Consider the following 24,423-nt stretch of genomic DNA (forward strand, 5'->3'; position numbering starts at 1 on the left):
GCATTCAGCAAAAAGCCCGAGTCATCGACTCGGGCTTTTTTTATTGTGCGCGGGAGCTGAGGCGCAGCTCCCTTTGCATATCAGCCTTAGAGGTTGGCGCAGATCTGCCACAGATCGTACTGGATAGCGGCGGCTGTCACTTCCCGACCCGCCCCCGGCCCCTGAATCACCAGTGGGTTGGTGCGGTAGCTGTCGCTCTCGATGGCGAAGATGTTGTCGCACGGCAAGAGGTTGGCAAACGGGTGATGGGGCTCCAGCGCCTCCAGTCCGACCCGCGCCTTGCCGTCATGCTCAAAGCGGGCGACGTAGCGCAGCACCTTGCCGAGGCGCTTGGCCCCTTCGAAGGCGGTCTGGATCGGGCCATCCAGCTCTTTCAGTCTGTCCATGAACTGATCGGCGGTCACCTTGCGCAGCGTGACGGGCACCAGATTCTCCAGCTCGATATCGGCGGAGTCGAGCTCAAAGCCTGCTTCCCGCGTCAGAATAAGCAGCTTGCGGCGCACATCCTGGCCGGAGAGATCCTCGCGGGGATCCGGCTCGGTCAGGCCGTGCTGCCACGCCTCGTCCACCAGCTCGGAGAAGGGGCGACTGCCGTCATACTGCTGGAACAGCCAGGAGAGGGTGCCGGAGAAGATGCCGGAGACCCCCTGAATGCGGTCGCCGCTCTGGCGCAGCATCTGGATGCTGGACTGGATCGGCAGCCCGGCACCCACGGTGGCGTTGTAGCGCCACTGCACCTGATGGTCGCGGCAGGTCTGCTTGATGCGCTGGTAGAACTCGCTGTCGGCGGCGCCGGCAAACTTGTTGGCGGCGATGATGTGAATGCCTAACTGGGCAAAGTCCGGGTAGTAGCGACTCACCGTCTCGCTGGCGGTCATGTCCAGCGCAATCAGGGTATCGAAACCGTGCTGCTCCAGCTGGGCCAGCAGCTCGGGCCAGATCAGCGGCTTGGGATTGAAGTTGTCCTGCACCTTGAGCGGATCCAGCCCCTCTTCATCCAGCAGGCCCCCTTCCGAGCTGAACACCCCGTAGAGGGTGAGCGCCAGATTGAGTTCATGTTCGAGGCGGGCTTTTTCGCGGGCATAGAGGCTCAGCCAGTGGCCGCCGATATTGCCCTTGCCGAACACCACCAGTCCGACCCGATTCGGGCGGCTGAACAGGGCGCTGTGCATGGCAATGAGCAGGGGTTCCAGTACCACCTGACGCAGCACGGCCACCAGACTCAGGCCATCTTTGGCCACCTGGACGAACTCCAGCGGCTGATCCGCCAGCAGTTGGTAGAAGCGGTGGCACTGCTCGGCATTGTCGGTGACGCCAGCCCCCACCAGCGCAACCAGACTGTACCCCTCTTTCTGGATGAGGCCAGTGAAGCTCCCTTGCAGCTGAAAGTCGCGCAGCAGCTCGAAGGCCCCTTGTGCCACTTCGAGGGTATAGGCGAGGCGCAGCACCCGGCGATCCGGCTGGCGCTGAAGAGTGAGCGGATTGAGACGGTGACGGGCCAGATGGGCCTCGATGGTGGCCACCGTCTGCTCATAGTTGGTTTGTGGCAGGACCTTCAGCTCGATGAGGGCGATCTGATCCACCGAGGAGACTATGCGGGCACCGCCGGAGCGGGGGGCACGGCGCAGGATGTGGGTGCAGCCCTCGTCCGGGTTGTAGCTGCAGCGCAGGGTGAGGCGCTGGCGGCTGTCGGCCACCGGTTGCAGGGTGCGCGAGTGCAATACCGAAGATCCAAGACGGGCCAGCTCGTTGGCTTCCGCGAGGCTCAGGCGCTCCAGTAGGCGTGCCTCCTTCACCCGACGCGGGTCGGCGCTGTAGACCCCGGCCACGTCGCTCCAGATGGTGGTGGATTCGCCGTCCGCCAGCAGCGCCAACAGGCTGGCGCTGTAGTCGGATCCGTTGCGACCGAGCAGCAGGGAGCGCCCCTCCATGTCGGCGGCGATAAAGCCGGTCACCACGATGCGACCGGCATGTTCGGCCAGCCGCGCCTTGAGCAGTTCGCTGGAGAGGGCGGTATCCACCTTGACCAGAGCGCCATCCTCGGCGCGCAGGAAACTGCGGGCGTCGAGCCAGATAGCCTTGTCGCCGCGGCTGGTGAGCAGGGCTGCCAGCAGGCGCGCCGACCACACTTCGCCAAAGGCGAGCAGTCCGTTGCGGGCGAAGCGGTCAAACTGTCCTTCCAGCGTTTTGGCGATCAGCTGCATGTCGTCGGCCAGCTGCTTGCTCAGATCGAGCTGCAGTTCACCCTCCAGCAGGCCGTCGATCAGGCTCTGCTGATAGGCCAGCAGGGCAGAGATGGCTTCACCGGCGGCTTCGTCCCCCGCTTCGGCCAGCTCCACCAGCTGGATCAGCCGGTTGGTGGTCTTGCCGGCGGCAGAGACCACGATCAGTTCATCCCCGCCCACCTGTTGTTCAACGATACTGGCGACCCGGCGATAACAGACCGGATCCGCCAGACTGCTGCCACCAAATTTGTGGACGTGACGTCGCTTCAATCCTGCTTCTGCTGCCACCGCGATCTCTCCTTGTTGCTGCTGTTCCATTACTTCGCTACCTGTTCTGCCTGCTGTGCCTGTTCAAAAGCCTGAGCCAGATCGGCCACCAGGTCTTCACCGTGTTCAATACCGACCGACAACCGCAGCAGCTGGGCGCTGATACCTGCTGCCTGCTGCGCGACCGGGGTCATGGCCCTGTGAGTCATGCTGGCCGGATGGGCCACCAGACTCTCTACCCCGCCGAGGGACTCGGCCACCGAGAAGAGGGTGAGGGCCGCGAGGAAGGCGCGAATGCCTGTCTCGCTGCAATCGAGTTCAAAACTTAGCATGGCGCCGAAGCCGGACTGTTGACGGCGCGCAATATCGTGGCCCGGATGGCTCGGCAGGCTGGGGTGATAGATGCGTTTCACCAGTGGCTGCTGTTGCAGGAAGGCGAGGATGCGATCGGTGTTCTCCTGATGGGTGCGTAATCTGGGGGCCAGAGTGCGCAGACCGCGCAGGGTGAGGTAGGAGTCGAACGCCCCGGAGGTGAGCCCCAGACAGTTGGCCCACCACACCAGCGACTCGGCCAGTGCAGCCTCCTTGGCAATCGCCACTCCGCCCACCACGTCTGAGTGACCGTTGATGTACTTGGTGGTGGAGTGCACCACCACGTCGGCACCAAGTGCTAGGGGTTGTTGCAGCAGGGGGGAGAGGAAGGTGTTGTCCACCACCACCTGCGCACCCACCTCGTGGGCGGCGCTGGCGATGGCGTTGATATCCACCACCCGCAGCAGCGGGTTGGAGGGGGTCTCGACCCATACCAGCGCAGGCTTCAGGGCCAGCGCGGCGGCCAGTGCGGCCTCATCCCCCTGATCGACAAACTGCACCCGGTAGTGGCCCTTGGTCGCCAGATACTCGAACAGGCGCCAGGTGCCGCCGTAACAGTCGTGGGGGGCGAGCAGCAGATCCCCCGCCTTGAGCAGTGCTGTGGTGACCAGATGGACGGCGCCCATGCCGGTGCCGGTAACCACGGCGCCAGCGCCCCCTTCCAACGCCGCCAGCGCGTCCGCCAGATTGGTGCGGGTCGGATTGCCGGAGCGGGCATAATCGTATTGACGGGGCTCGCCAAAGTCGGCAAAGGTGTAGTTGCTGGAGAGGTAGATGGGGGGCACCACGGCACCGTGTTGCTGGTCTGTCTCAATCCCGGTGCGAACCGCCAGGGTGGCCTTGTGGGTCATATCACTCTCCTTGATGTCTCTTCACACGCCGGCATCTTGCTGCCACGCGCCATCCCGCCATTGCGGGCTCATGGACAACCACACTACGCCAGCTTAAAAAAGACGTCAACACTTCCGGACGTCTAAATGGCTTTGCTGTTGGATTGCCATTAATTTCCTTAAGGGTTAAAATCCGCGCTCACGGCTAAATGAGAACAGGTGAGTCATGGGAACAGAGTGGAACGGCGACTACGTCAGCCCCTACGCGGAACACGGTAAGAAGAGCGAACAGGTCAAGAAGATTACCGTCTCGATCCCGCTCAAGGTGTTGAAAGTGTTGACCGATGAGCGCACCCGCCGTCAGGTGAACAACCTGCGTCATGCGACCAACAGCGAGCTGCTCTGTGAAGCCTTCCTGCACGCTTTCACCGGCCAGCCGCTCCCTTGCGACGAAGACTTGCGCAAGGATCAACCGGACAGTGTCCCGGCCGAAGCGCGCGCCATCATGGAAGCGCTGGGCAAAGAGATCGAAGATTTCGACAAGGAATAATCCCCAATGACGCGGCCCTGGCCGCGTCATTGCTATCTGCCATGTCCCGCTTCAGCCTGCGCCACTATCACCACCACGTCTGCAGTCATAGCCACGACTTTGCCCAACTGGTGATCCCCCTCGACGGCCCCCTCGAGATCGAGGTGCAGGGCCGGGGGCACAGGCTTGCCCCCGGTTCTGCCTGCATCATCGCCCCCGGTGAGCGACACGACTACGCCGCCGATCCTGCGCTTTCGTTTCTGGTGCAGGAGAGCGACTGGCTACCCGGGGATCTGGCGGCCTGCCCCTTTATCGAGCTGGATGAGCCCCAGCGCCACTACCTCGCGTTTCTGCACCGCATGGTGGCCGAGGGGCGGCAGGTGGCGGGCATGGAGCAGGTGTGGCTTTCCCTGCTGGCGCAAGGGCAGGGGATGCAGAGCGCAGCCATTCCACGCCTTGCCACCCGCATCCTCAAGGTGCAGCGCCATATCGAGGCCAACCTTGCCGCCCCGCTGACCAATCAGCAACTCGCCGCCATCGCCTGTCTTGGCCAGAGCCAGTTCAAGCTCGCCTTTCGCCAGCAGCTGGGGGTGAGCGTCTCCCACTACATTCGCAGTCGACGCATGGCGCTGGCGCGCACCCTGCTTGCCGGTACGCAACTGCCCGTTGGCGAGATTGCCAGCCGCTGCGGTTACCAGAATCAGGGGGCCTTCGGCGAGCGCTTCCTGGCCGAGACCGGGCTCACTCCGTCCCTCTGGCGCCAGCAAAACGGCCACCTGCCGCAACGAAACGGCTGATCGCCGAAGACAGGTTTCTCTCTTTGGGCCATGCTGCGGGTCATGCAAGGTGCACGATAAACAGGAGCCAAGATGGAGACGATTAGCTGGCAGGATTTCGAGATGGTGGAGCTCCGGGTGGGCACTCTGGTGCGGGTCGAGCCGTTCCCCGAGGCGCGTAAACCGGCCTACAAGGTGTGGGCGGATTTTGGCCCTGAACTGGGGGTTCGCAAGAGCAGTGCCCAGATCACCGCTCTCTACCAGCCAGAGCAGCTGGTGGGCCGCCAGATCATCGCCGTAGTCAACTTCCCGACCAAACAGATAGGGCCGTTTCAGTCTGAATTTCTGCTAACCGGATTCTACCGGCCGGATGGCGCCGTGGTGATGGCTATCCCTGAGCGGGCGGTGGAGAACGGCGCCAAGCTGGGCTGAGTTCACACCCGAACAGAGACAAGAGAGGCGACCCCAAGGTCGCCTCTCTTTTTGTTATCTGCTGCGAGTCGTTACTTCAACAGGCTGAAGATCAGCGCCGATACCGCCAGCGAACCGGTCAGCAGGATAAAGCCGTTGGTCCAGCCGTGACGGAAGCGGGCCAGCGCCTCCACCTTGTAGATTGCAATCACCGGCATGATGAACAGGATCATGGCGATGACCGGGCCGGAGAGGGTTTCCATCAGCCCCAGAATGCCCGGGTTGATGACTGCAGCACCCCAGATAGAGAAGAACATCAGGGCGATGCCCAGTTTGTCCGCCTTGGCAAGCGGCAGGCCGGTGGGCTTGGCGATCAGGCTTTTCAGGCTTTCGCGGGCACCGAGGAAGTGGCCGAGGAAGGAGGAGCTGATAGCGATAAAGGCGATGAGCGGCCCCAGAGTCACGATCACCGGGTTGTCGGTGATGTTGGCGAGATAGGAGAGTACCGAGACGTTCTGGGCCTTGGCTTCGGCCAGTTGGGCTGGCGAGAGGCTCAGCACACAGGAGAAGACGAAGAACAGCACGAAGCCCACCAGCATTACTGTGGTGTTGCGCAGGATCAGGCCGCTCTTGGCTTCCGCCTGCTCGCCATATTCACGGCGCTGCACGTTGGCAAAACCGGAGATGGCAGCGGCGTGGCTGAAGGCGAACACGGTGACCGGCAGCGCCAGCCAGACGGTGTTGAGGAAGCTGACCCCCTCAAACGCGGTCACTTCCGGCCATTGCCACTGGGGAATGAGGTAGCAGGAGAGGGCCGCCAGAATGGCCGCCAGCGGATAGACCATAAAGGCGAAGGCGCGCAGCATCGCTTTCTCCCCCGCCAGCATCACGGCGATCATGGCAAACACCAGCACGCCGGAGAGCATCACCCGATCCGGGGTCGCCATGCCGAGCTGGTTGACCATGAAGCTCTCTACCGTATTGGTCAGCCCGACCCCGTAGATGAGCAGGATCGGGAAGATGGAGAGGAAGTAGAGCGCCGAGATGAGGCGGCCGGCCATCTTGCCGAAGTGCTCCTCCGCCACTTCGGTGAAGTCGGCGTGGGGGCGTGACGAGGAGAGCACGAAGCGCGCCAGTCCGCGGTGGGCCAGGAAGGTCATGGGGCCTGCCAGTACCGCGACGATGACGAGAGGCCAGATGCCGCCCAGACCCAGATTGATAGGCAGGAACAGGATACCGGCGCCAACGGCGGTGCCAAACAGGCTGATGACCCAGTGGGTGTCGTGACGGCGCCAGCGTGTGATGCTGGCAGTGGTGGAGCAGGAACCGGATAGCTCCTTGGTAGCCTCTACAGATAAACTCATTACTAATTCACTTTTTGTTAGTGTTTTAATCTGAGTTCATTGTGGTTTATCGGGATTTAATTCTCAAAAAGCGAGACTGAAACATATCACTGCCATTGCGGGGTTTAGCCAGCGAGATTGGGAATGGAATCTGGATCGCAGAATGAAACAAAACTGATATTGGTGATTTTTGTGAAATATAAAACCAAAATTTGATCCGCTGTCATTTTTTTATTTTGGCTAATCAGGTGTTTTCAGAATTACGTGAAAAATCGCACCATATCTCGCCGACCGATTGTGATGTTTCACTATCATTTTGTCGCTTTGCCAGCGTATCACGCTGTTCAAGAGCGCCTTGACCAGCGGATCACACCGGCCATCACCCGGGGTAACTTCCCTGAAAAAGCAGGCGGCCATCGGGCCGCCTGCATGTCTGGAGTGATGATATCGCTATCCGCCTAGTGGGCCAGAATGTTGCCCCAGGCGAGATCCGGATCCCCCATCACGATAAAGTCCGGGTTCTCCAGCGACTCGGTCTCGTTGTAGCTGAGTGGCTGCAACGCCAGGCTGAGGATGCGGCCACCGGCTGCCTCGACGATGCACTGGGCGGCGGCGGTGTCCCACTCGCCGGTGGGGCCGAGCCGCACGTAGCAATCGGCCGCCCCTTCCGCCACCAGACAGGATTTGAGGGAGCTGGAGCCGAGCGGGATCAGCTCGTAGTTGATGGCCGGGTTGAGGCGGCGGGTGAGATTTTCCAGCTTCTGGCGGCGGCTGATGGCCACCACCAGCGAGTCAGGCTGGTCATGCTCGCGGTGCATGGCGCTGATGGGCAGCACCTCGCCATTCACCTCCTTGAAGGCGCCGTAGCCGCGCACCGCCCAGTAGAGCACGTTGGACTCGGGAGCATAGATGACCCCGAGCACCGGCACATTGTCCCGCACCAGGGCGATCAGGGTGGCGAAATCGCCGCTACCCGCGATAAATTCGCCGGTGCCATCGAGGGGATCCACCAGCCAGTACTGCCGCCAGTTGGATCGTTGGCTGAAGGGGATGTCGGCCGCCTCTTCGGTCAGCACCGGCACATGGGGGGTGAGCGCCGAGAGCGCCTGTTTGAGGTAGGCATCGGCAGCAAGATCGGCACTGGTGACCGGGGTCGCATCCTCCTTCAGCTGACGCTCGAACTGACCGCCGTGATAGATGTCGTGAAGGATCCTTCCGGCTTCGCGGGCAATCTCCTTGACCCCCGGCACCCAGGCCAACAACTCCTGCATCTCGTTATCCTCTGTCTGTTAACTGCCCGTCTGCGGGCTACTCTGCCTGCTCCGCCAGCCACTTCTGGGCCAAGAGCAGGGCACTGATGCTGCGCGACTCGGTGAAGTCGGGTCGCGCCAGCAATTCGTCGATCCGGTTCAGCGGCCAGGGGATCACCTCGAGCGGTTCGGGTTCATCGCCGATCCGCAGCTCGGGGAAGAGATCCCGCGCCAGCAAAATATCCATCCGGCTGGAGAAGTAACCGGGCGCCAGCGACACCTGCTTGAGCAGGGTGAGGCTGTTGGCGCCAAAGCCCGCTTCCTCCATCAGCTCCCGGTTGCCCGCCTCGAAGGCGTTCTCGCCCGGGTCGATCAGCCCTTTAGGGAAGCCCAGCTCGTAGGAGTGAGTGCCAGCGGCATATTCGCGCACCAGCAGCAGGGTGTGGGCATCGAAAAGTGGCACCACCATGACGGCGCCACGATTGCCGCCGCGCATCCGCTCGTAGACCCGCTCTTCGCCGTTGGAGAATTTGAGGTGTAGCGATTCCACCTTGAACAGTCGGCTCTCGGCCACGATATCGGCCTTGAGGATCTCCGGTTTGCTCTTGGGGTTATCCAGTTGGTCGGCTGAGATGTGCTCGGGTTTGCTCTTGTGGGGGTCGCTCATCGGACGCTGGCTGCTCGTTAAAAAATCGTGCTTCAAGAGTAAACGACTCTCACACCGAACACCACGGGCCAGGGATGGCAAAGGGGGAGGAAAAATCCGTTATACTGCCGCCCCGTTTTCCGAGATCCGCGATCAAGAGGCCCGATGCCACACTCCCGCTCCACCACCTTGCCCTGGCACCAGATAGATACCGTCTTGCTCGATATGGATGGCACCCTGATCGATCTGCATTTTGACAACCACCTCTGGCAGCAACTGGTGCCTGAGCGTTACGCCGAGCAGCTCGGTCTGCCGCTGGATGAAGCCAAAGCGCAGATCGATGTCCACTATCACGCCGTCAACGGCACCCTCAACTGGTACTGCGTGGATTACTGGAGCGAGACCCTGGGGCTCGATATTCGTGCCCTCAAGCAGGAGCTGCTGGCGAAGATCCAGTGGCGTCCCCATGCCATCCCTTTTCTGGCCGAGCTGCGCGCCGCGGGCAAGCAGCTGGTGCTTTTCACCAACGCCCACCCCGCCAGTCTATCGGTGAAGGATGCGCAACTCGGTCTTGCCGACCATCTGGATCTGATGGTGAGTACCCACGAGCTGGGCTGGTCGAAGGAGAGCCAGCACTGCTGGCAGGCGCTGGCCGAGCGGCTGGCGTTCGATCCAGCCCGCACCCTGTTTGTGGATGACAGCGAGCGGATCCTGCGGGCCGCCGCCGACTATGGCATCGGCTATCAGCTGGCGATCCAGAATCCGGATAGCTGCAAGCCGGAGCAGAGCATCACCGCTTTTCCGGCGATCCGCGACTATGCGGAGTTGCTGCCGCTGGCAATCTGAGTCTGCTGAAACGAGAGAGGGTTGCATCGTGCAGCCCTCTCAGTATCTGAAACCTGGCGGTGAAAAAATCACAGCTCCCGAAACGGGCGCCGCTTCTCCTCTTCGATGACGATCGCCTCCAGATTGGCGACCCGCTCCTGCAGCTCCCGAATGACCAGATCCTGCTTTCCGAGGCGGTCGGTGATGCGGGCATCCCCCATCTGATAGCGGGCCCGCTTGCCGAGATATCCGAACAATACGCTGATAAATACGATCAGGACTATGCCTGTCCACATGGTCATGTCACGACTCCTTGTCGTCTATAAACGGCGAAAACGCTGATGAGGTCTGCTCTGTTTTCTCATAGCCGCCAATTGGCCGCAATGTGGCCCTTTTCGCCTTTGTGATGCAGTTGGCTATTGCTGCCAGAGCGGGCGGTCAAGCCACAGTTTTGTTACTCGGGCGGCTATTGCTGCCAGAGGGGGCGGCCAAGCCAGAGTCCCCACAGGGTGAGGTGTAGCAGCACGATAAACCAGAAGACCAGCCGGTAGCTGCGCTTCTGGGTCTTGTGGCGCAGCCACTGGCGGGCAACCAGCGCCCCCGGCCAACCACCGCACAGCTCCAGCAGATGCAAACGGGATTCGGGAATGCGCCACTCACCCCGTACCGCCTGCCGCTTGTCCCAGGCGTAGGCGGCCACCGTGAGCAGGCTCATGGTGAGCAACACGGCCAGCGGCCACCACTGCTGCTCGCCGAGGCCGAGCCAGAGGGCGGCGCCCAGTGGCAGCAGTGCCAGCGCCATCATTGGGCCAGCTCCCAGCAGCGCTCCTCATCCTGCTTGAGGGTGCGGATCACCCTGGCCGGATTGCCCACCGCCACCGAGTCGGCCGGGATGTCGCGGGTGACCACGGCGCCGGCGCCAATGATGGAGCGCGGCCCTATGGTTACGCCGGGGCAGATGATGGCGCCGCCGCCGATCCAGCAGTCATCGCCGATCCGCACCGGCTTGTTGTAGGCAGTCCAGCTGCGTCGCTCCAGATAGTTCATGGTGTGGGTGGCGGTGTAGATCTGCACGTTGGGGGCCAGCAGCACATGGCTGCCGATATGCACTTCACCCAGATCGAGAATGGTGACGTTGAAGTTGAAGAAGGTCTTCTCGCCGATGTGGATGTTGCGGCCAAACTCGCAAGTGAACGGCGTGCTGATCCAGCAGGAGTCGGGGCAGTGGCCGAACAGCTCGCGGCAGATCTGCTGGCGCAAAGGGCCATCGCCCGCCGGTGAACCATTGAGCCGGGCCAGCAGCGCCTGACCGCGGATCCGGTCGTTGGCTATCTCCTCGCTCTGGCTATCCAGTGCCCCGCCTGCCAGTACCTTGTCCCAGTCGCTCGCCATTGCTACCTCCTCATGCTGCAAGAGCAGGCAGTATACGTGACTGTCAGGGGCGCCGTCAGTCTGTCACTTGTTGCAGGTGATCCCGGTCATCCTGCAGGCCAGACGAGGGGCAGGATCAGCAGGGCCGAGACGAAGTAGGGGAGCAGCACCCGCAGCCCGAGACTGCGGCCGCCAATGCCGAGGGCCAGCAACCCCTTCACCAGCGAGTTGACCAGTCCGGCGAGCAGGATGCCGCGAGCCGCCACCTCCAGCGCCAGCTCCTTGTGGGAAAGCTGGGAGAGCGACAGCGTGATGGCGTCCACATCGGTGATCCCCGAGGCCAGCGACAGCAGATAGACCCCGGAGTTGCCCACCTTGTCTTGCAGCAGAGTTGCCATAAAGCCGATCAGCGCCAACAGCAGGCCGAACTTGATGGCGGTGGCCAGATCGAGCGGGTTGCTGGTTTCCGGCTGTACCGGGCCGTCAGTCAGCTCCTCGCGCTGGCGCCAGAACCAGAAGGCAAAGCCGTAGACAGTGGTGGCCAGCAGCAACAGGGGGGCGACGAGGCGCATCGCCAGTTCGCTGTGAATGAGCAGCACCAGCACCAGCAGCCGCAACCACATGGTGGCCCCCGCCAGCAGGATGCCGGTGGCCAGCAGCCGTTCCAGCCCCCCCTGCTCCTTGTTGAGACGGGCGAACTGCAGGGTAAGGGCGGTGGAGGAGGCCAATCCCGCCAGTATGCTGGTGAGCACCAGTCCGGCGCGGGTGCCGAGCAGCCGCACCGCGAAGTGGCCACAAAACGAGATGCCGGCGATCACCACCACCATCAGCCAGATCTTGAAGGGGTTGAAGGCATCGAGAGGGCCCATCTCCTCGTTGGGCAGTACCGGCAGCAGTACCAGCGAGATGAGCAAAAAGCGCAGGGTGGCGTGGAATTCGGTTTCGCTCAGAAACAGCATCCCCTGCTGGATCTTGCCCTTGAGCCCCATCAGCAGGGCGGCAAGCACGGCGCAGGCTACCGCCTCGCTCGGGCTCAGCAGCACCGACATCAGCCCCAGCAAATAGGTGAGCAGCATGGCCACCGAACTGGTGAGGCCGAACTCCCCTTGCCTGCGTTGGGCCAGCCAGACCGAGAGGCCGCAGCCGATCACCACCGCCAGCAGGCCGAGCAGTGGCAGCCAGGGGCCCAGAGTCGGCAGCAGCAAACCGCAGACCCCGCCAAGCAGGCCGATAAGGCCGTAGGTACGCATCCCGGCGATGCGCTGGTTATCCCCCAGCTGGCGCACCTGCCAGCCCCGCTCCAGTCCGATAATCAGGCCGATGGCCAGCGAGACCAGGGCTCCGTTGACCGGTTCTGCATTGATCCACATGGCGGCTTCCTTTCGCATCGTTGCAGCCTGATCCCATGATGGCACAGCGAGCAAGGGGGCAGAGGGGCATGGCTCACAGAGTCTGCGTCCGGCTCCCGATGCGAGTGGCCGATATGAGCAATAGAGAGATGGATCGCGAGCACTGCGCAAGAGTCGTACAGGCTATCGGGGAGGTGTCATGGGCTGCTAGCCCGTCATCGACGTCCAGATTTGAACGGGGATAGAAGACAAGAAGGGGAGCCAATGGCTCCCCGTTTTATTGATGGCGTCATGACCCGCTGCGGATCACTTCAGCTCAATCCAGGCTTCTTGCCAGTGGGATCCGACACCCGGCTCGAACTGGGTGGCGGTGGTGGCCCACTGCACGCAGTAGCCGCTGTAGGGGAAGGGCTTGCACTGATAGACCTTGCCATTTTTCGGCTGCTGCACCTTGGTACCGGCGGTGTAGGACTTGATGTTGTTCGGGAAGACGAAGTCATATTCGCCGCTGCTCTGCTCCTTGAACATCAGATCCATGGTCTGCTGGATGGTCTCGCCGCCCGCTTTCGGAGTGGCCTTGATCACCAGCTGGTGGTGACCTGCCTTGAGTCCTTCCAGCGCCATGGTGAAGGTGTGGCTGCTGTCTTTGATATCTGCACTGCTTTCACCCTTGGCGACGCCGCCGTGGTCATAGAGGGTGCTGGTGACGGCCAGATCGCCTTGTGCGGTGACGGTGAAATCGAGGGTTGCCTTGCCGTTGTCCAGCACATAGTCGCTGGCCAGACCGCTGACGCTGATGCTGTCCACCACCGGCGGTTGCTGCTGTTGCAGGTCAATCTCGACTCGCTTCAACTCGCTGTTTCGCTTCAGATAAATGGGGTTCATACCGTAGACCGGATTGAACTGGCCATCGGCTCCTTGCTGACCGGCGCGGATCAGGCTCTGTTCGGCGTTGATCTTGCTGGCGAGGGCATGGGCCCAGTTATTCTTCTGGCCCTGTTCGGTAGTGGTGATGGTCAGCACGGTTTGCAGATCGGGGCGCTCGCCATTGGCATCGAATACCCGGGTCATCGCCTTGTCGCCTGCCGCGAGGTCGATGGAGGGGTAGATGGTGCCTGCCTGACTCCACTCCAGCGGTGGCTGGCTGCCATCTTTGAACTTGGCATCGATGATGTTGTAGAAGCTGTTGCTGGTGTCGCCAACTTCCCACACGCCGAGGATCACTTGATAACCGGTGCGCTCCGGCAGGATACAGTTGTGGGTCACCTGCTTGGGCGGCTGTACCATGTTGCCATCGATGACGCAGAAGGGATTAAGGTCAAACGAGGCGCGGGTGAGCGGCTGGTTGGGGTTCCAGTCCTGCTTGGTGAGGTAGTAGCGCCAGTTGCGGGTGACGTGGTTGGCGGTGAATGTCCAGCTGATGGCGAAGGGGCCGGGCTGTACTTCACGTTTGGTCCAGCGGTCGCTGGTCTGGATGTTCAGCTCGCTCCAGCGCGGGCTGCCCGCCGATGCGATTTGACCATCCTGCGGGCCGCTCTGCGGGAAGCCGGAAGGGCCCTCCACGCTCTGGGGTTCCCACTGCACACCGCCACACTGGCTGTTGCCGCCGGTTTTGCACAGATAGTTGCGGCTCTCTGGCTGGCTGATGTAGCCATGAGCCAGGGCGCTGCCGCTGGCCAGCAGAGCCAGCACCGCTGCGATGTGATTGAGTTGGATTTTTGCTGCCATACATTCCTCTGTTCGACAGATGTGGGCAGTCAGTTGGCCTGGGGATTCCCCGATACACACTTGCGTGTGGCAACCCCGCTATCCTGGACAAAACGTCTGTAGACCGGAGGCTTTGCGTCCCGACCTTTCGGTCAGTTTGCCAAATGACTAGATGATTAGTGATGGGCCAAATGTTCGGCCATCAACATTGTGCACCGCATTGATTAATTATTTGAAGTTAAATGTTTAAACGCATCATCCAATGGCGCGCAAATCATTCTAACTGGCTGTTTTTAAATTGTTCTCTTATTTGTGAATGGCACCGATTAACGTTGAATATGTCGATAAGATGCATGCTAATTGCGTGTTGTTGGCGTAAAAAAACCTGCCAGCTGAGCTGGCAGGTCGGGTGACAAGGCGACACGTATTGACGCTATCAATGGCGGGCGTGCTGCTCGCCGGAGGGGGGAGACAGGGGCGCCATCATCGGCGCCGCGGCGGACTCCTTGCCCAGTTTGAACACCGCAAGCCGCTCATCCAGGCTGCGGGAGAGACCGGCCAGCAGCTCGCTCTCCTGCGCCAGTTGCGAGGCGGACTGGGACATCTCCAGCGCCGAGTCGTTGATGCCGCTGACGTTGCGGTTCATATCCTCGGCCACCATGCTCTGCTGCTCGGCGGCCGTCGCGATCTGGGTCGCCATGTCGCTTACATGCTGGATGTGGTTGACGATCAGGGTGAGATCCTGCCCCGCCTGCTGGGACTGGTTGACGCTGCTCTCTGCCAGTTTGCGGCTGGTATCCATGGCGTTGGCGGCGGTGACGGCCCGTTGCTGCAGCTGGGCAATGGTGCTCTGGATCTCCTCGGTGGATTGGCGAGTCCGGCTGGCCAGTTGGCGCACCTCGTCGGCCACCACGGCAAAACCGCGGCCCTGCTCACCGGCACGGGCTGCTTCGATGGCGGCGTTGAGGGCCAGCAGGTTGGTCTGCTCCGAAATGGCGCTGATGACGGCGGTCACTTCGCTGATCTGCATCACTCCCTCTTTGAGCTGGTTGACCTGCTGGGTGGCCTGCTCCACCTCGGTGGCCAGCGCCTTGATGCCGTGCACGCTGGCATGAACGTCACGGTTGCCGAGGCCCGCTTCACCGGTCGCTTCCTGGGTATCCCGCGCGGTATTTTCGGCGTGCCCGGCCACATCGGAGATGGTGGCGCTCATCTCGTTCATGGCGGTAGCGAGCTGGGCCAGCTGATCCCGCTGGCTGGTGACCGCCTGATTGGTCTGCTCGGCAGAGGCGGCGATGCGCAGGGCGGCATCCGCCACGTTGCGGGCCCCCTGGCTGGCCTCCAGCAGGGCGTGACGGATGGCATCGAGACTCTGGTTGGTGCAGCGGGCGACCACTCCCAGCTCATCCTTGCCCTGTACCGGGATGCTCACCACCAGATCCCCCTTGGCGACCCGTTGCATGGCGTGGTTGATCTGGCTGAGGGGGGAGACGATGGAGTGGGTGATGCGCCAGCCCAGCAGCCCCATCAGCAGGATCACGATGGCGGTGGCGGTCCCCATCTTCATGTACTGGGCCCAGATGGTCTGCTGAATATCCTGCAGCAGCATGCCGGAACCGAGGATCCAGCCCCAGGGCTGATAGCCGGATACCATGGAGAGCTTGTCGGCGGTTTCGCCCGATGGGCCTGTCCAGACATATTGCAGGGTGCCCTGTTTGCCCCCTTTGGCGATATCCACCATCTGATACCAGAACTGCCCGGCGGTGGCGGCACCTCCTTCACCCATCTTCTGGCCGACCAGTTCGGGACGGATGGGGTGAACCACCATGGTGCGGTTCTCGTCGATGACGAACAAATAGTTGTTGCCATCAAAGCGGGTGTTGGTCAGCAGCTTGCGCGCTTCCTGCTGGGCCTGCTCTGCTGGCAGGGTGCTGGCCAGAAACTGGATCTGGCTCATGGCCTGCTCCAGTACCGCATTGAGCCGCGCCTCTCGCTCGCTCATCAGATTGCGCTGGAGCGCGTTTGCCGAGATAAGCAGCAGCGAGACAAAACCGACAAACGCCAGTGCGAGCAGCAAAATCAATTTGCGGCTCACGGTAATATCACCGAGCTTGAACATGACTAAACCCTCATTTCCCTGTTGATTTTATGTGGCTCTGTACCGCGGCAGCCAGTTCGTAAGAGTTAACAACTCATTTACTTTCAGTCTCTTGCCGAGCTTTCTCAAATGAGCGTTTTAACATCAGTATAGTCAGCAGACAGCAACCCCCACTTTTTGGTAGCGTGTTGATGCGCATCCCAGCGCAATTTTTGCCAAAGAGTGTGAATGGTTTGGCATTTCTTCAAAAAAAGGAGTGGGCCCCGCTGCGGGTGACCCCATAACAAGAGGGAATTTATGAGTTCCATTGCCAGGAATTACTTCAACCAGCTCAACGCCGACTACCTGCAGGTGCACAGGCGCAAGGAGGATCTCTTCTGGTCCACCTATATGGGCACCAGCGACGATCAGGCCGGTTTCACCACGGCCGAGCAGGCCTACAAGGCCTTTTGTGCCAATCCGGCCCGTCTGCCCGAATTGCGGGAGATGTTGGTGCAGGCCGACGAGGATGATCTCAAGCGCGGTCTGCAAGGCTGGATCGCCTTCTTCGAGTGCAATGTGATTGAAGATCCCGCCGCTGCAACCCTGATGGATGAGCTGGTAGCCGCCGAGGCGGCGCTGTTCGCCCGCCGCAAGGGGCTGAAACTGACCCTGCTGGATGAGCAGGGCCAGCAGGTCGCAGGCAGCCTGCCTGCCGCCAGTACCTCCCTTGCCGCCAGCCCGAACGAGGCGGTGCGTCAGAGCGCGCTCGCCATGTTCCACACCCTGGAGCAGTGGGTGGTCGGCAACGGTTTTCTCGAGGTGGTGGCGATCCGCAACCGCTTTGCCCGCACCATGGGCTATCGCGACTACTTCGACTACAAGGTGCGCAAGAACGAGCAGATGAGCCCGGAGCAGCTGTTTGCCATCCTCGACGACTTTATTGCCCGCACCGATGGGCGGCTGCAGCAGAGTCTGGTCGAGCTGAAGGCCGCCAAGGGCGAGGCGGCCTTGCTGCCTCACAACCTGCGTTACAGCGTGAGCGGCGACGTCACCCGCCAGCTCGATCCTTACGTGCCCTTCTCGCGGGCGCTGCGGGATTGGGTCGAGAGCTTCCGCCGGCTCGGCATCCAGTATCGCGGGGCGACCCTGACCCTGGACTTGCTGACCCGGGAGGGGAAATACGAGAACGGCTTCTGCCACGGCCCGGTGCCGAGCTTCTTCCAACAGGGGGAGTGGGTGCCGGCGGTGGTCAACTTCACCAGCCTGGCCGATCCGGCGCAGGTGGGCAGCGGCTGGAGTGGCCTCAACACCCTGTTCCACGAGGGGGGCCACGCCGCGCATTTTGCCAATGTCACCGGCAACGCCCCCTGCTTCTCACAGGAGTTTCCGCCCACCTCCATGGCCTATGCCGAAACCCAGTCGATGTTCTGCGACAGCCTGCTGGACGATGCTGACTGGCTCAAACGTTACGCCAGAAATGCGGCGGGAGAGGCTGTTCCCGACGCCCTCATCAAGGAGATGATTGAAGCGCGTCAGCCGTTTCGCGCGTTTAACGAACGCCAGATCGCGCTGGTGGCCTACTTCGAACGGGATCTCTACGCCATGGATGAGGCCGAACGCACTCCCGAGGCAGTGTTGGCGCTGGCCCGCCAGTGGGAGCGCAAGATTGTCGGGGTGGAGAGCCCGCGTCCGTTGCTGGCCATTCCGCACCTCCTTAATCAGGAGTCGGCCTGCGCCTATCACGGCTACCTGCTGGCGCTGATGGCGGTGGAGCAGACCCGCGCCTACTTCCTCAAGCGTGATGGCTACCTCACCGACAACCCGCGCATCGGGCCGGATCTGGCTGCCCACTACTGGGGGCCGGGCAACGGCATGACTCATGATGAGACCCTGCGTAGTCTCACTGGCGAGGGGTTTAGCGCAGTGCCGCTGGCCGAGGCGTGCAACCTGAGCGCCGCCGACGCGTGGCAACAGGCGCAAGCCTGCATGGCCGCCGCGCAGCAGCGCCCCGCGGCGGGTGAGGGAAGCCCGCTCGATGCCCATATCCGGGTGGTACACGGCGCCGAGCTTATCGCCGACAACAGCGAGTCGGAAACCCGCATGCTGACCGATTTCGAAGCGTGGATCCTGAGCCACAGCGCACGAGCCTCAGTTGCGTAAGCTGGAATGCTCCCGGTTCTTGAGCCGGGGGCACTCTTGGCGTGGCTCTGATGTATGCTCGCGGTGATGGCTGGTACAGCTGTAGATATGTTGACGACACAGACTGTCGCATTATGGTTTTGGTATGCAGATTTCAGATTAAATATGTATTCATATGAATAGGGTTGTGAAGAGTAGGCCATAAGCTCATGGAACCTTATCGCCCCACATATTTGTTTATTTTGTTAATAGTGTTTTTTGTACTCACCTTTGTGCATAAAGATTGATCTATTCATCTGTTTGAGAACCATTCCCATTTTTCTGGGTTGACTAAATTGTCCACAGCTGCAGAATCGCCCTCTTTGCCACCCCCGATGTGAGTCGGGTTCGGAAAGTTTCAGATCTCTTCCCCTCGAGATGGCTGGGCCGCACATGAAAATGGCGTCAGCTCTCAACTCTTTGCTGCGCGTTCGCCAGCTTCATGTTATCAGTCGATAACGTTGACACTGCTGCAGTGCTGTCCGTGTAGGGCAATTCGTATTTCGTTACATTGCCTGAGCCTGCCGGCGCATGACAACAGGTTGGTTCGTTTTATTGGCTTAGTATCTATTTGTCAGTGAATGGAAAGAGGTTATTCCCCCATGATGAGCACGAGTGAACACCCTGGTCAGATTGCGCTGCTGGGAGGCTCGGTGGATCGTGCAGCCTTGCCACTTCTCGACCTGTCCCGCTGGGATCCATTGCAGCAGCCGGTATTACTGCTCAACCTGCCGGCAGATGAGCAGGACAGTGTGTTGCAGGCTGTGCGGTGTGACCCGATACGTTATTTGCAGCCGGTATTTTGTGTTGTTAAGAGCTCTCTCTCCCCCATGTTGTCCGACGGTCTTCTGACTCAGCTGGATGAACGGGCCTCTGACATGCTTGAACGGTTGGCGTTATTGACCCCTCGCGATCATCCGGATGAAATGGAGAAGCTGGCCTGGTACAGCTGGCCGAGGGCTCATTTCCGTTTGTTACCTCGCTGGCAGGCAGGTTGTCGCCAGGGCTACAGCTACCCGCTGCTGGATTGTCTGCTGGGGGCCGATGCAACTGCATCCTTGCCGCAACTGGTCTCCGAGCGGCTGTTGCAGATTGAACAACTGGTCGATCGATTACGCCTGTGCAGCAGTTGCAGCTCTGCTCATCTCAATTTTGTCGACGTATGTCCAGAATGTTCCCATATCGCCATCCAGGCCAAGCCTGCGGTGCACTGTTTCACCTGCGGTCATGTGGACGATCAGGATGTCTTCATGCAACAGGGTTTGCTGCGTTGTCCCAAGTGTGTGACAACCCTGCGTCATATAGGGGTCGACTACGACAGACCATTGGAAAAGTACCGCTGTCTCTCTTGCCATGCCCGTTTCATGGAGGCGGCAGTACAGGCGCGATGTCATGAGTGTGGGCGGGCTCACAAACCCGATGATCTGTTGGTGTCTCCCATCTATGAGTACCGCATCGGCAAATTGGCTCGCCATATTGCTCGCGAGGGTACTCAGCAGTTGCATCTGCCCCTGACTTGGGGGGCTCCGATGGCGATGGATCACTTCCCCTGGCTGCTGCAATGGAGCAACCGGCTGCTGCAGCGCCACGGCGGCAACCATACCCTTTTGGCTATCCAGATCGAGCAGCTCGCCGAGCTGCGCGCCGAATTGGGCCTGTTGAAGACTCAGCAGAGATTGGGGGCCTTGCTGGCTCGTCTGCAGGCACTGTTTCGGGATACCGATGTGGTTTGCCAGTATGCCGATGATCGACTGCTGTTGTTGCTGCCGCACACCAATGTGGAGGATTGGCAGATCTTGCAGGGGCGGATCTTGGCGCTCAACAATGTCGAGGGGCTGGATGCCTTGACGCTGAATGTGCAGGTAGAGCCGCTCCCTACCACGCTGGGTGAAGATACCGCCCTCTGGTTGAGCCGCTGGCTGGACGGGAGCCTTCAGGATGCCTGAGTGGATGAGTACGGTTCGGTACATCCTGACCGAGATCCTGGGCAGCCTGCAGTTTTCGCCCAGGATGATCCTGCTGCTGCTGCCCATGTTGCTGCTGATGGAGGTGCCCCTGATGGCGCTGACCCTGACCGGGATCCTCAAGTGGTTTGCCCGTCAGCTGCCAAAAAAGTCTGATTTACCCCTGTCACATCGTTGTCCCAAGGTCTCCTGCATCATCACCTGTTACGGTGAGGGGGAGGCGATCCGCTCGACCATTCTGACCCTCAAGGAACAGCTCTATCGCGGCCATCTGGAGATCATTGCGGTGATCGATGGTGCCAAGGCCAATGCCCATACCTATCAGGCGGCCCTAAACTGTATCGCCGAGTTTGAGGGATGTGAGAGACGTACCCTGGTGCTACTGCCCAAGTGGCAGCGTGGCGGGCGGGTATCGACCCTCAATGCTGGCTTGTCGGCGGCAACCGGCGAGATAGTCATGAATGCAGACGGGGACACTTCCTTCGACAACAACATGATCGATGAGATTGTCGCCTGCTTCGATGACCCGAACGTGCCCGCCGTTGGTGGGGCGTTGCGGGTGCGCAACCTGCGCGATGGTTTGCTGACCCGTATGCAGGGGATCGAGTACATGATCTCCATGCAGGGGGGCAAGACGGGTCTGAGCGAATGGAACCTGATCAACAATATTTCGGGGGCATTCGGGGCTTTTCGCCGCGATTTCCTGCGCCAGATTGGAGGGTGGGATACCCACACAGCAGAAGATCTGGATTTAACGGTGCGGATCAAGCACTACCTCAAACGCCATCCCAATCTGAAGATCGGCTTTGCCCCCAGAGCCATTGGTCACACGGACGCCCCTGCAGATTTGGTGACCCTGGCAAACCAGCGTCTGCGCTGGGATGGGGATTTGCTGTTTCTCTACCTGCGCAAACACAAGTTATCGCTGACTCCGCGCATCTTGGGATGGAAGACCTTTTTGTTCACTCTGATCTACGGGGTGGCACAAAACGTGGTGTTGCCGCTGTTGGTCATGGGGTACAGCTGGTGGCTGGTGTTAAGTTATCCTGGTCCGTTCGTTACGGCCTTGATGCTGTGCCTCTACCAGGTCTATCTGCTTCTTACTCTGGTCAACTTTATGGTGTTTCTGCTTGCCATTTCCGAGCGGCCTAAAGCGGATATGCGTATGTTGCCATGGTTGTTGTTGTATCCGCTCTATACCCTGCTGATGCGTCTATGGTGTGCCGTGGCACTGCTCAACGAAATTTTCCGTCGCGGTCATGAGGAGAGCAGTATGGCTCCCTGGTGGGTATTAAAACGAGGAAACAAATTCTGATGAAAGTCACATTCAATCCCCCCAAGAAACAGGACGCTACCTCTGATCAAGGGATTCGGGTGCTCTATGCCCCCGCCAAGCGCATCGCATTTCGAGCCCGCTGGTATCTGATCCTGCTGCTGGCATTCAGCCCCGTCATCATACTGCTCTGGTATCTGGGACGAGAGTGGTGGCTGACCCAGGCGCCTGCCATCATCACTACGGAACCTCAACTTGTGGTGGCCAATGGAGATGGCTTCATTCGCAACATTTATATGTCTCCCGGTCAAGCCGTCTCGCAAGGGGATGCCCTGATGCGATTCGAGTCGCCGACGCTACGGGCCAATATAGAGGGGCGTAAAGCACGTCTAAAAGCGATCGAGCTGGACAAGAGCGCTGCCGAACAGGCGATATTGAGTAACCTGGATGAGCAGATTCGTATCGCAGAGCGGGGGGCTAATGAGCAGGAGGGGATCTATCAGGAGTACGCGGGGTATAGGAAGGAGAAACTGGTTTCCAGCGCCGAGTATGCCAGTGCCTTGCTGAGCTGGACCCAGTCTCGTATCGATTTGCAGAAGGCAAGATCTGAAAAAATGCAGCAAGAGTTGCAGATCAAAGAAGATCAGCTGACAGGGCCACTGGCCAGTGCGCGCCACCAGTTGGTGCAGGAGCTAACCGAGATGCAAGCTATCACTAGGCAGCAGCAGCCCCTTTCCCCAGCTACCGGCAAGGTCTCAGATGTGCTGGTGCAGGAGGGGGACTGGGTCTTCTCGGGGGCCCCCCTCGCGTTGATCGCTAAGCGGGAAGACCCGTTGGTCATTGCCTACGTATTGCCAAAATACCTCTCCTCGATGAAGCCGGGTCATAAGGCTATCGTCAAGTTGCCCAGTGGTGAGCGTTTGGCGGCCAGGGTTGCCAGACCTGTGGAGCTTGCAGACAAGCTGCCAGCGCAGCTTGCAGCACCGTTTGAAGGGGAGAAAGCAACCCTCAAGGTCGCACTCTCGCTGGATGAAAAGTTACCCCCGAACCTGCAAGTGGAAGGGTTGCCGGTGACTGTGTTGTTTGATTGATGTCTATGGCGTTGTGATCCTGAATCGCAACGCATTCTTTATGGATTTCGGCCATAAAAGGTGGCTGGTGTATTGACGCCCGCAATTGCCCCCCCTTTTTCATTCATCAATAACTTTATTTCCGCAATTTTCACAGATGGCGTGGCGTTCAAAGCGATCCATGTTGGCCAGAAAGGGGCCGGCGGCCCAGCCGGTAATGAAGTCTTTGATAAATGCTGTGCGCTTTTGCTCCGGTGTCGGCTGTTTGCCAAATGATTTGTCGACCAGCACCACGACATGGTTGGTCTCGCGCTGACAACTCGGGCAGTAGCGTTGTTCAGTGGATGAAAGCAAGGGGGATCTCCTTGTCCGGAAGAGTGGGCAGCAGGTTTTCCGCCGCAGATATGTAACGTCCCCATTTGATTCCTTTTTCTGGCAGGTCGTCAATCACAGCGGAGGCGAATTGTGCGCCATCTCCTGTGAAGAGGGGCGAGCCAACAAGGGTGATCACGAGGGGCCAGTCGGCCCCTCTTTTGTTTCCGTTTGTCACACATTGCCACACAAGCTTCCCCCACTGGCAAAGTTTTGTGACCGGACAGGTGTGCAATGGTGCCATCAGCAGGGAGATGAGGCCCTGCCGCGATGGAACCAGGGAGCATGTTATGACGAACAAATGGATGTGGTGGCTGTTGCCGCTGCTGGCGGTCGGGGTCTGGTGGCTCGGTTATGCGGGGGATGCCAACGGGGTGTGGCCCTGGCGCCATGAGATGTTGCTGCTGACGGGTCTGCTGGGGATGACCTATATGGCCATTTCGCTGTTGCTGGCGTTGCGTCTGCCGCAGCTGGAGGTGTGGTGTGGCGGTCTGGACCGGATGTTGCGATTGCACCGCCAGACGGCCATCGGTGGCGCATTGGCGCTGACCGCCCACTGGTTGGTGGTGGAGGCGCCCAAGTGGGCGGTCTCGGCGGGTTGGCTGAGCCGTCCCGCCCGGCGTGGGGCCAGCGGTGCTGGGGCTGGTGCAGGTAATAGCATCTCGCTCCATGCCCTTGGCAATACCCTGGGTGAGTGGAGTTTCTATCTGCTGATCGCGCTGGTGGTGGTGAGCTTGCTGGCGCTGGTGAGTTATGGTCGCTTTCGGCTGATCCACCGGCTGGCGCCGATCATCTATCTGGCGGGTTGGGGGCACGGGCTCTGCCTGCTGCCTCAGGTGGGAGCCATGACGCCGGTTGGGGTAGCGATCTGGTTGATCGGCGGGATCGGTGCTATCGGGGCCCTCTACTCCCTGCTGGGACAAGTGGGGGCGCGGGATCGCCATCCGGGCCGGGTCATTGCGGTGCGCGCGCTGGCGGATCAGACCTGCGAGCTGACCATGCAGCTGGAGCAGCCGCTCGCCCATTACCGCCCGGGTCAGTTTGCCTTCTTCGAATTTGATGCCAGGGAGGGGCTGCACCCCTTTACCCTGGTGCGGGTGTCGGCGGATCGGTGCCAGCTGGTGATCGCGGTGCGGGCGCTCGGGGATCATACCCGTCAGCTGGTGGCAGAGGCGCGCGTCGGGGATGGAGTGGTGGTGACCGGCCCCTATGGCGCCTTTGTCGCCCCGCAGAGGGGAGGCCGAGCCCTCTGGCTGGGGGCCGGGATCGGTATCACGCCGTTTGTTGCCTGGCTGGAGGGGCTGGCTGCCCGTGGAGAGCGCTGCGAGGGGATCACCCTGATCCAGTGCGCGCCAGATCTGGCGGGGGCTGTCTACCACCAGCGGTTGGCCGAGCTCTGTCATCGCACCGGTGTGCGTTATCAGCTGCATCTGGACAAGACAGCCGGGCGGCTGGATCTTGCCCGCATTGCGCAGGATGCCCCCGAGCAGGTGTGGTTTTGCGGGCCGGAGGGGATGGCAGATGCCCTGACCCGGCTGTTGCCGGACGGGCATCTGCATCGCGAGCTGTTTCGCTTTCGTTGAGC

At 60.7% G+C, this 24,423-nt stretch carries 21 protein-coding genes and 1 riboswitch; of the genes, 9 read left to right on the top strand and 12 right to left on the bottom strand.

Annotated features, from left to right (window positions below; genetic code table 11):
• Positions 1-86: 86 nt before the first annotated feature.
• Positions 87-2,543, bottom strand: coding sequence for a bifunctional aspartate kinase/homoserine dehydrogenase II (locus tag ACB035_RS12635; protein ID WP_371167394.1), 2,457 nt, complete (start codon positions 2,541-2,543; stop codon positions 87-89).
• Entirely contained in the window at positions 2,543-3,715 is a 1,173-nt protein-coding gene (gene metB / locus ACB035_RS12640; protein ID WP_371167395.1) for a cystathionine gamma-synthase, read from the bottom strand. The genes ACB035_RS12635 and metB overlap by 1 nt, the downstream gene beginning before the upstream one ends.
• Positions 3,716-3,920: 205 nt before the next feature.
• Between metB and metJ the strand changes: the two genes are divergently transcribed.
• The 3 genes from metJ (at position 3,921) to ACB035_RS12655 (ending at position 5,431) form a co-directional block, all read left to right on the top strand.
• Positions 3,921-4,244, top strand: a complete 324-nt coding sequence (gene metJ / locus ACB035_RS12645; RefSeq protein ID WP_005340251.1) for a met regulon transcriptional regulator MetJ — start codon at positions 3,921-3,923, stop codon at positions 4,242-4,244.
• Between the two features lie 41 nt (positions 4,245-4,285).
• Complete coding sequence (locus ACB035_RS12650) at positions 4,286-5,020, top strand: helix-turn-helix domain-containing protein (protein ID WP_371167396.1); 735 nt, start codon at positions 4,286-4,288, stop codon at positions 5,018-5,020.
• Positions 5,021-5,092: 72 nt separating this feature from the next.
• Positions 5,093-5,431: a tRNA-binding protein gene (locus tag ACB035_RS12655; protein ID WP_335842295.1), complete on the top strand. Its 339-nt coding sequence runs from the start codon at positions 5,093-5,095 to the stop codon at positions 5,429-5,431.
• 71 nt (positions 5,432-5,502) lie between these two features.
• On the opposite strand, the gene ACB035_RS12660 is transcribed toward ACB035_RS12655, so the two are convergent.
• The 3 genes from ACB035_RS12660 to nudE all read right to left on the bottom strand — a co-directional run bounded on the left by ACB035_RS12660 (position 5,503) and on the right by nudE (position 8,670).
• Positions 5,503-6,774 (bottom strand): aromatic amino acid transport family protein, encoded by a 1,272-nt coding sequence (locus ACB035_RS12660; protein ID WP_193860724.1) that lies wholly within the window; start codon positions 6,772-6,774, stop codon positions 5,503-5,505.
• A 437-nt stretch (positions 6,775-7,211) separates the two neighbouring features.
• Positions 7,212-8,024, bottom strand: a complete 813-nt coding sequence (gene cysQ / locus ACB035_RS12665; RefSeq protein ID WP_371167397.1) for a 3'(2'),5'-bisphosphate nucleotidase CysQ — start codon at positions 8,022-8,024, stop codon at positions 7,212-7,214.
• Between the two features lie 37 nt (positions 8,025-8,061).
• Positions 8,062-8,670 (bottom strand): ADP compounds hydrolase NudE, encoded by a 609-nt coding sequence (gene nudE / locus ACB035_RS12670; protein WP_371167398.1) that lies wholly within the window; start codon positions 8,668-8,670, stop codon positions 8,062-8,064.
• Between the two features lie 144 nt (positions 8,671-8,814).
• Here nudE and yrfG point away from each other — a divergent pair, with 144 nt between their 5' ends.
• Positions 8,815-9,495, top strand: a complete 681-nt coding sequence (gene yrfG / locus ACB035_RS12675; protein WP_371167399.1) for a GMP/IMP nucleotidase — start codon at positions 8,815-8,817, stop codon at positions 9,493-9,495.
• Between the two features lie 68 nt (positions 9,496-9,563).
• Here yrfG and ACB035_RS12680 read toward each other — a convergent pair whose 3' ends face one another.
• The 6 genes from ACB035_RS12680 to ACB035_RS12705 all read right to left on the bottom strand — a co-directional run bounded on the left by ACB035_RS12680 (position 9,564) and on the right by ACB035_RS12705 (position 16,020).
• Positions 9,564-9,776: a hypothetical protein gene (locus ACB035_RS12680; RefSeq protein ID WP_005348798.1), complete on the bottom strand. Its 213-nt coding sequence runs from the start codon at positions 9,774-9,776 to the stop codon at positions 9,564-9,566.
• 164 nt (positions 9,777-9,940) lie between these two features.
• Positions 9,941-10,279: a DUF1294 domain-containing protein gene (locus tag ACB035_RS12685; RefSeq protein WP_103251910.1), complete on the bottom strand. Its 339-nt coding sequence runs from the start codon at positions 10,277-10,279 to the stop codon at positions 9,941-9,943.
• Complete coding sequence (locus ACB035_RS12690; RefSeq protein WP_371167400.1) at positions 10,276-10,866, bottom strand: sugar O-acetyltransferase; 591 nt, start codon at positions 10,864-10,866, stop codon at positions 10,276-10,278. The genes ACB035_RS12685 and ACB035_RS12690 overlap by 4 nt, the downstream gene beginning before the upstream one ends.
• Positions 10,867-10,952: 86 nt before the next feature.
• Entirely contained in the window at positions 10,953-12,215 is a 1,263-nt protein-coding gene (locus tag ACB035_RS12695) for an MgtC/SapB family protein (protein WP_371167401.1), read from the bottom strand.
• A gap of 285 nt (positions 12,216-12,500) precedes the next feature.
• Positions 12,501-13,922, bottom strand: a complete 1,422-nt coding sequence (gene gbpA, locus ACB035_RS12700; RefSeq protein WP_323875876.1) for an N-acetylglucosamine-binding protein GbpA — start codon at positions 13,920-13,922, stop codon at positions 12,501-12,503.
• Between the two features lie 65 nt (positions 13,923-13,987).
• A riboswitch (cyclic di-GMP riboswitch) is annotated at positions 13,988-14,073 on the bottom strand.
• A 264-nt stretch (positions 14,074-14,337) separates the two neighbouring features.
• Positions 14,338-16,020, bottom strand: coding sequence for a methyl-accepting chemotaxis protein (locus ACB035_RS12705; RefSeq protein WP_160881020.1), 1,683 nt, complete (start codon positions 16,018-16,020; stop codon positions 14,338-14,340).
• Between the two features lie 276 nt (positions 16,021-16,296).
• On the opposite strand from ACB035_RS12705, the gene ACB035_RS12710 reads away from it, so the two are divergent.
• The 4 genes from ACB035_RS12710 (at position 16,297) to ACB035_RS12725 (ending at position 22,487) form a co-directional block, all read left to right on the top strand.
• Positions 16,297-18,141: a M3 family metallopeptidase gene (locus tag ACB035_RS12710; protein WP_371167402.1), complete on the top strand. Its 1,845-nt coding sequence runs from the start codon at positions 16,297-16,299 to the stop codon at positions 18,139-18,141.
• Between the two features lie 620 nt (positions 18,142-18,761).
• On the top strand, positions 18,762-20,105 hold the full coding sequence (locus tag ACB035_RS12715; RefSeq protein WP_047439779.1) for a diguanylate cyclase domain-containing protein: 1,344 nt from the start codon (positions 18,762-18,764) through the stop codon (positions 20,103-20,105).
• Positions 20,098-21,438 (top strand): glycosyltransferase, encoded by a 1,341-nt coding sequence (locus ACB035_RS12720; RefSeq protein WP_005357891.1) that lies wholly within the window; start codon positions 20,098-20,100, stop codon positions 21,436-21,438. Before ACB035_RS12715 ends, ACB035_RS12720 begins: the two co-directional genes overlap by 8 nt.
• Positions 21,438-22,487: an HlyD family secretion protein gene (locus tag ACB035_RS12725; protein ID WP_005348815.1), complete on the top strand. Its 1,050-nt coding sequence runs from the start codon at positions 21,438-21,440 to the stop codon at positions 22,485-22,487. Before ACB035_RS12720 ends, ACB035_RS12725 begins: the two co-directional genes overlap by 1 nt.
• A gap of 99 nt (positions 22,488-22,586) precedes the next feature.
• Here ACB035_RS12725 and ACB035_RS12730 read toward each other — a convergent pair whose 3' ends face one another.
• Entirely contained in the window at positions 22,587-22,820 is a 234-nt protein-coding gene (locus ACB035_RS12730) for a hypothetical protein (RefSeq protein WP_088870201.1), read from the bottom strand.
• A 308-nt stretch (positions 22,821-23,128) separates the two neighbouring features.
• Here ACB035_RS12730 and ACB035_RS12735 point away from each other — a divergent pair, with 308 nt between their 5' ends.
• Positions 23,129-24,421, top strand: a complete 1,293-nt coding sequence (locus ACB035_RS12735) for a ferric reductase-like transmembrane domain-containing protein (protein ID WP_371167403.1) — start codon at positions 23,129-23,131, stop codon at positions 24,419-24,421.
• Positions 24,422-24,423: the final 2 nt, after the last annotated feature.

Origin of the sequence: Aeromonas sp. S12(2024) (assembly GCF_041402305.1) — a bacterium.
GTDB lineage: Bacteria > Pseudomonadota > Gammaproteobacteria > Enterobacterales > Aeromonadaceae > Aeromonas > Aeromonas veronii.